At 61.4% G+C, this 5,222-nt stretch carries 5 protein-coding genes; 3 read left to right on the forward strand and 2 right to left on the reverse strand.

Annotation, left to right across the window (positions count from 1 at the left end; genetic code table 11):
• Both BM036_RS19400 and BM036_RS19405 read left to right on the forward strand, forming a co-directional pair.
• Nucleotides 1–777: class I adenylate-forming enzyme family protein (locus BM036_RS19400; protein ID WP_091855273.1), on the forward strand; the 777-nt coding region annotated here is incomplete at its 5' end.
• Between the two features lie 25 nt (nt 778–802).
• Complete coding sequence (locus tag BM036_RS19405) at nt 803–2,377, forward strand: class I adenylate-forming enzyme family protein (RefSeq protein WP_091855274.1); 1,575 nt, start codon at nt 803–805, stop codon at nt 2,375–2,377.
• 82 nt (nt 2,378–2,459) lie between these two features.
• On the opposite strand, the gene BM036_RS19410 is transcribed toward BM036_RS19405, so the two are convergent.
• Nucleotides 2,460–4,058 carry a class I adenylate-forming enzyme family protein gene (locus BM036_RS19410; protein WP_091855275.1) on the reverse strand — a complete coding sequence of 533 codons (1,599 nt, stop codon included), beginning with the start codon at nt 4,056–4,058 and terminating at the stop codon, nt 2,460–2,462.
• Nucleotides 4,059–4,272: 214 nt separating this feature from the next.
• Between BM036_RS19410 and BM036_RS19415 the strand changes: the two genes are divergently transcribed.
• A complete protein-coding gene (locus BM036_RS19415; protein ID WP_091855276.1) occupies nt 4,273–4,893 on the forward strand; it encodes a TetR/AcrR family transcriptional regulator in 621 nt (206 codons plus the stop codon).
• A gap of 24 nt (nt 4,894–4,917) precedes the next feature.
• On the opposite strand, the gene BM036_RS19420 is transcribed toward BM036_RS19415, so the two are convergent.
• Nucleotides 4,918–5,222: acyl-CoA dehydrogenase family protein (locus BM036_RS19420; RefSeq protein ID WP_143066676.1), on the reverse strand; the 305-nt coding region annotated here is incomplete at its 5' end.

The following is a 5,222-nucleotide window of genomic DNA, read 5'->3' on the forward strand; positions in this document are numbered from 1 at the left end:
ATGCCGGGCATGATCGAGTCTTTCATAGAGGCCATGGGACGTGGCGGTATACAGCCGTCGGGTGTGAAGTCCTGCGGCTGTATGGCTGACCTGGTGCCGCTGCACCAGATCGCCGAAGTCACCCGGCTTCTGGATGCACCTTACGTTAACAGTTTTGGCTCCACAGAGACCGGCTCGGGGCCGGCCACCGCCGGGCTCATCGCCCCGGGCACGGTCGCGAAAAACTTGTCCAAGGTACAGAGCTCTTATTGTGAGGTCCGCCTGGTTGACGCCGATGACCAGGAGGTGCCGGATGGCGAACCCGGGGAACTGGCCATCCGCGGCCCTTCACTGTTCAGCGGTTACTGGCAAGCGCCGGAGGTGAACGCCAGGGATTTTCGCGGTGGCTGGTTCCACATGGGCGACATGTTCGTGCGCAATCCGGACGGGACGCTGGACTTCGTGGACCGACGCAAGTACCTGATCAAGTCCGGCGGTGAGAACATCTATCCGGCCGAAATTGAACGTGTTCTGCTCGCCGACGCCCGTATCGCCGAGGCGGTGGTGGTGCGCACGCCGGACGCCCGTTGGGGAGAGGTGCCGGTAGTGTTCGTCGTGCCAGCCGTCGACAACCTGCTGGAGGAAGACGTACTGGCGTGCTGCCGTGGCCGGATCGCTGGTTACAAGATGCCTAAAAACGTTCGTCTGGTAACCGACGCCGATCTGCCCCGCAGCACCACGGGAAAGATCAAGCGTCATGAGCTGGAGGCGAAACTGAAAAAGCCCGAGGCCGTCTGAGCGCCGTCCGGGGCGGGAGATTTACATGGATATCGGATTCATCACACGGCGCAGCCAGTGGCCATGTCGGCGCATCGGTGGCCATCGGCCGGCTGTGTCATTCGAGGACCGGGAGACTTGGACCCATGACCAGCTTCGCGAAAGGGTCAACGCCCGTGCCAACGCACTAATAGGGCGCGGAGTGCGTTCCGGGGACCGGGTTGGGATTCTGCTGTACAACGCCTTGGAGTACTGGGCACTGTACCTGGCAGTCACCCGTATCGGTGCCATTGCCGTGAGACTGAATTTCCGGCTCACTGCGGAGGAGCTGGAGTTCGCAATTACCGACTCCGGCTGCGGGACCCTATGTTTCCATGCCAGCCTGGCTGAAACCCTGGCGCCTGTTCGTCAGGGCCTGCCAGTGAGCGACTTCATCGCACTGGAGCAGGAAGATGCGCCGGTGCCCCACTGGGCAGCGTCCTGGTCCGTGCTCGACGGCGATACCGGCAACCCGCCGGGCCCGCGGCCGGCGCAGACGTACCCGGCCATGCTGATGTACACATCCGGAACCACCGGGCGGCCCAAGGGCGCATTGTGGAGCCACAGTAATGCCCTGTGGTTCGCTGCCATTCAGGCCCTGCAATGGGGGTTCGACCAGGACACGGTGGCCATGACCACCGGCCCCATGTACCACGTTGGCGCCGTGGAGGATCTGACCAGCTCGGCGCTGGCGGCCGGGGGGCACGCCGTAGTATTGAGAAGCGGGGGCTTTTCCATTTACAGGGTTCTGGCGACGGTCGAGCGACAGACTGTGACTGATCTGTTTCTCTTCCCGTTCATGATCTACGAGCTTGCCCAGCTGAACGTCGAGGAGGCGGAAAAATACGATCTGTCCAGTCTGAAACGTATTCTCTCCGGTGGCGACCCGCTGCTGCCGTGGGCCACGCAGGTGCTGCAGCGGCGCTATCCCTGGATTGAGATCTCGCAGGTCTACGGGCTCACCGAGGGCACGCCCATTGCCGCTTGTTCGACGGGCGAGGAAACCTTGAGTTGCCCGGACAGTGTGGGCCGGCCCATGCCGTTCACCGAGATTTCACTTCGGGACGATGAGGGGCAGCAAGTGGCCACCGGGGCCGAGGGTGAGATCTGGATCCGCAGCCCGGTGGTATGCGAACGTTACTGGCAGCGCCCGGATGCTAGCGCCGAGACCTTCGTGAATGGCTGGTGTCGCACCGGCGACCTGGGGCGGCTCACGGAGGACGGCCTGCTCTGTATATCCGGCCGGAAGAAGGATATGATTCGTACCGGCGGTGAGAATGTCTATCCAGCCGAGGTAGAGGACGTGTTGATGCGTCATCCGGACGTGCGCGAGGTTGCAGTAATCGCCGTGCCCGACGCCCGGTTTATTGAATCGGTCTGCGCGGTGGTGGTGCCGGGCAATGATGCGGCCATCGCCAAGGACATAATCGACCACTGCCGCAAACACCTGGCCGGATTCAAGTGCCCGAAGCACGTTGTGTTTGCCGATGAGCTGCCGCGAACGCCTTCGGGTAAGCTGATGAAGTATCGGCTGCGCGACGACTATCATCATTTGGGCACGGCACCGGACACCTTATTTTAGGGCGGGGTAGGTTTTTAGTATCCGTCTACCTTCTTGCGGTTTGGGGATGTTGATCCGGTGTATACTGCATCAAACTTTGGATTTATTCCGAAAAGTATCCCTCCATACCCTTTCGAATCAGGTGCTTCTGGATCTTGCCGGTGCCGGTACGGGGGAACTCATCCACCACCACAATAGCCTTGGGCACCTTGAAGCCCGCCAGGTGTTCCCGGCAGTGGGCGATCAGTTCGTCCTCGGTCACTTCTTCGCCCGGCATCAGGATCACGTTGGCGGTGATGGCCTCGCCCCAGCGTTCGTGGGGAATGCCTATGACCGCCGCCTCGGCGACCTTCGGGTGACCGATCAGGCAGCGTTCCACATCCAGTGAGGCGACATTCTCGCCGCCGGTCTTGATGATGTCTTTCTTGCGGTCGGTAAACCAGATTGCGCCATCCTCGTCGATGGACGCAATATCGCCACTGTGGAACCAGCCGTATTTGAAGGCTTCTTCGGTTTTTTCCGGCTGGTTCAGGTATTCGGTCATCACCTGCGGTCCCCGGTAGACGATCTCGCCGGATTCCCCCGGCGGCAGCAGGCGGCCGTGATCGTCCATAATGGCCACCCGGGTCATGGGGGTGGCGGTGCCCCAGGAGCCAGCCTTGCTCCACTGGTGTTCCGGGCGGATCAGGCAGGTGGCCGGGGTGAACTCGGTCTGGCCGGAGCCCAGCACCACATCGGCATTTGGGAAGGCATCATGAATGGCCTGCAGCTTTGATTCCGCCATCGGCGCCATGGCGTACAGCGCCCGCCTTACCGATGAGAAGTCCCGCTTGCTGGCTTCCGGGTCCGTCAGCATCTCGTTGTACATCATCGGCAGGCCCAGCAGCATGTATATGCGGTGCTTTTCGATCAGCCGGGCGCATTCCCGGGCATCAAAGCCCTTGGCCATCACCAGCTTGCCGCCCATCATGAACGTGGGCAGTGCCAGGCAGTTAACCGCGGTGCAGTGGAACAGTGGCAACTGACAGAGCATGGCGGCTTCCGGCGGAAGCTGATTGGCGATGACATTGGCCATGGCCGCCATGGTGACCGCCAGGTGGCTGGTGACCACGCCCTTGGGGTTGGCGGTGGTGCCGGAGGTGTAAAGCAGCTGCACCGGGTCCCGGTCGCCGACCACCACTTCGAGAGGGCTGTCGTTGCCGTTGTCGATCAGCTGCTGTACCGGCTTCCAGGTGTGCCCTCCGGCGCTATGGGTGCTGTCTCCGGTCCAGTAAAGGAACTCCAGGTCCGGCAACTGGTCGGGCAGCGCCTGCCCGGCTCCGGCCAGTGCCTCCTCGACGATCAGGACGCGGGTGCCGCAGTCCCTGAGGCAGTAGGCGATCTCATGGGGCTTCAGGCCCAGGTTGACCGGGGCAAACACCAGGTTGGCCCTGGCGCAGGCCATGTAACTCACCATCAGCTCGATGCAGTTGCGGGCCAGAATGCCCACGGGCTCGCCGGCTTTCAGGCCAAGGTCCAGCAGACTGTGGGCCATGCGGTTGGCCTGGTCCTCGAATTCCCGGTAGGTGAGGGTGCGGCCGTCGTCAACCATGGCGACGTTGTCGGGATAGAGGTCCGCTGCCCGGGTCAGCATGTCGCCGGCGCATACCCGGTCGATCATGTTCATGGTGGGGTCGGTTGCGTGTTGTGGTTGCCTGGCCATATGGGCCTCCGCCGTGTCGGGGTCTGTTGTTTTCATCAATCTAGCGGATAGCAAGGATTTGAGCAAGCGTTTGGTATTGTTGAGGTCGAAGGACCTTTGGGCCAATGCTGTGCATGCCTGTTTATTGGCTCGCCGTGATGGATTTGCTTTAGAATGCAGCGTGTTGATGGGACCGTACGGTTTCTTTGTTTAACCCCGTGAGAGAGCCGGAAACTTGGAATTCAGTGAAGAGATCGGCAAAGAACTGATTGAGAGCGGGAAAATCACCGACCCCAAAAGTCCCCGCGGGGTGGTGCTCAATACGGCTGCCCGCCTGTTCCGCCGCAAGGGTTATCTGCAGACAACGGTACGTGATATCGGGCGTGAGACGGGTATCCTGCCGGGCAGTATCTTTCACCATTACCGCAGCAAGGACGAAATTCTGCGCACGGTGATGGAAGAGAGCATCGTTCTCAACCTGGGCCGCCTGAAGCGGGCGCTGGAAAGTCGCCCGGCACTGGAGGATCGGCTACGCACCCTGATTTCTGTCGAGTTGTACGCCATGAATGGTGAAACCGGCGAAGCCTGGAGTGTCATGGTGGACGAGTGGCGCAATCTGTCCGAGGAGGGCAAGGCAACCATTCTCCGGCTGCGGGAAGAGTACGAAGGTATCTGGCTGGACGTGCTGCGAGAGGCTCACCAGGCAGGCGTCGTCACCATGGAGCCGGACATTCTTCGTAAGTTGCTGGCGGGTTCCCTGCACTGGACGCCGACCTGGTTCCGCCATGGCGGAGGCCTTTCCCTGGAGGATCTCACCGACCGGGTCTGGCAACTGGCCACGGGTCATCGTCCCTGACGACCCAGAGTCTGTAACCCCGGTTTACTGGCCGCCGGGGTGGGTTCCCATGAACTTGGACAGAATGCCCAGCATGACTTCGTCGGCACCGCCGCCGATGGAAACCAGGCGCAGGTCCCGGTAGAAGCGGGTAATCAGGGTTTCGTTCATGAAGCCCATGCCACCGTAGTACTGCAGACAACTGTCAGTCACTTCCCGTGCAAGTCGTCCCGCTTTCAGCTTGGCCATGGAGGCCAGTCGGGTCATGTCCTCTCCGTTAATGTACCCTTCAGTGCACCGGTAAACCAGCGACCGCAGCAACTCCACTTCCGTCTGCAGTTCCGCCAGGC

It is taken from the genome of Marinobacter segnicrescens (assembly GCF_900111555.1).
In the GTDB taxonomy this organism is placed as follows: domain Bacteria; phylum Pseudomonadota; class Gammaproteobacteria; order Pseudomonadales; family Oleiphilaceae; genus Marinobacter; species Marinobacter segnicrescens.

Bases quoted from the DNA above. Each gene is read 5' to 3' on its own strand.
- BM036_RS19405 (WP_091855274.1), top strand. From the start codon at position 803: ATGGATATCGGATTCATCACACGGCGCAGCCAGTGGCCATGTCGGCGC.
- BM036_RS19410 (WP_091855275.1), bottom strand. From the start codon at position 4,058: ATGGCCAGGCAACCACAACACGCAACCGACCCCACCATGAACATGATC.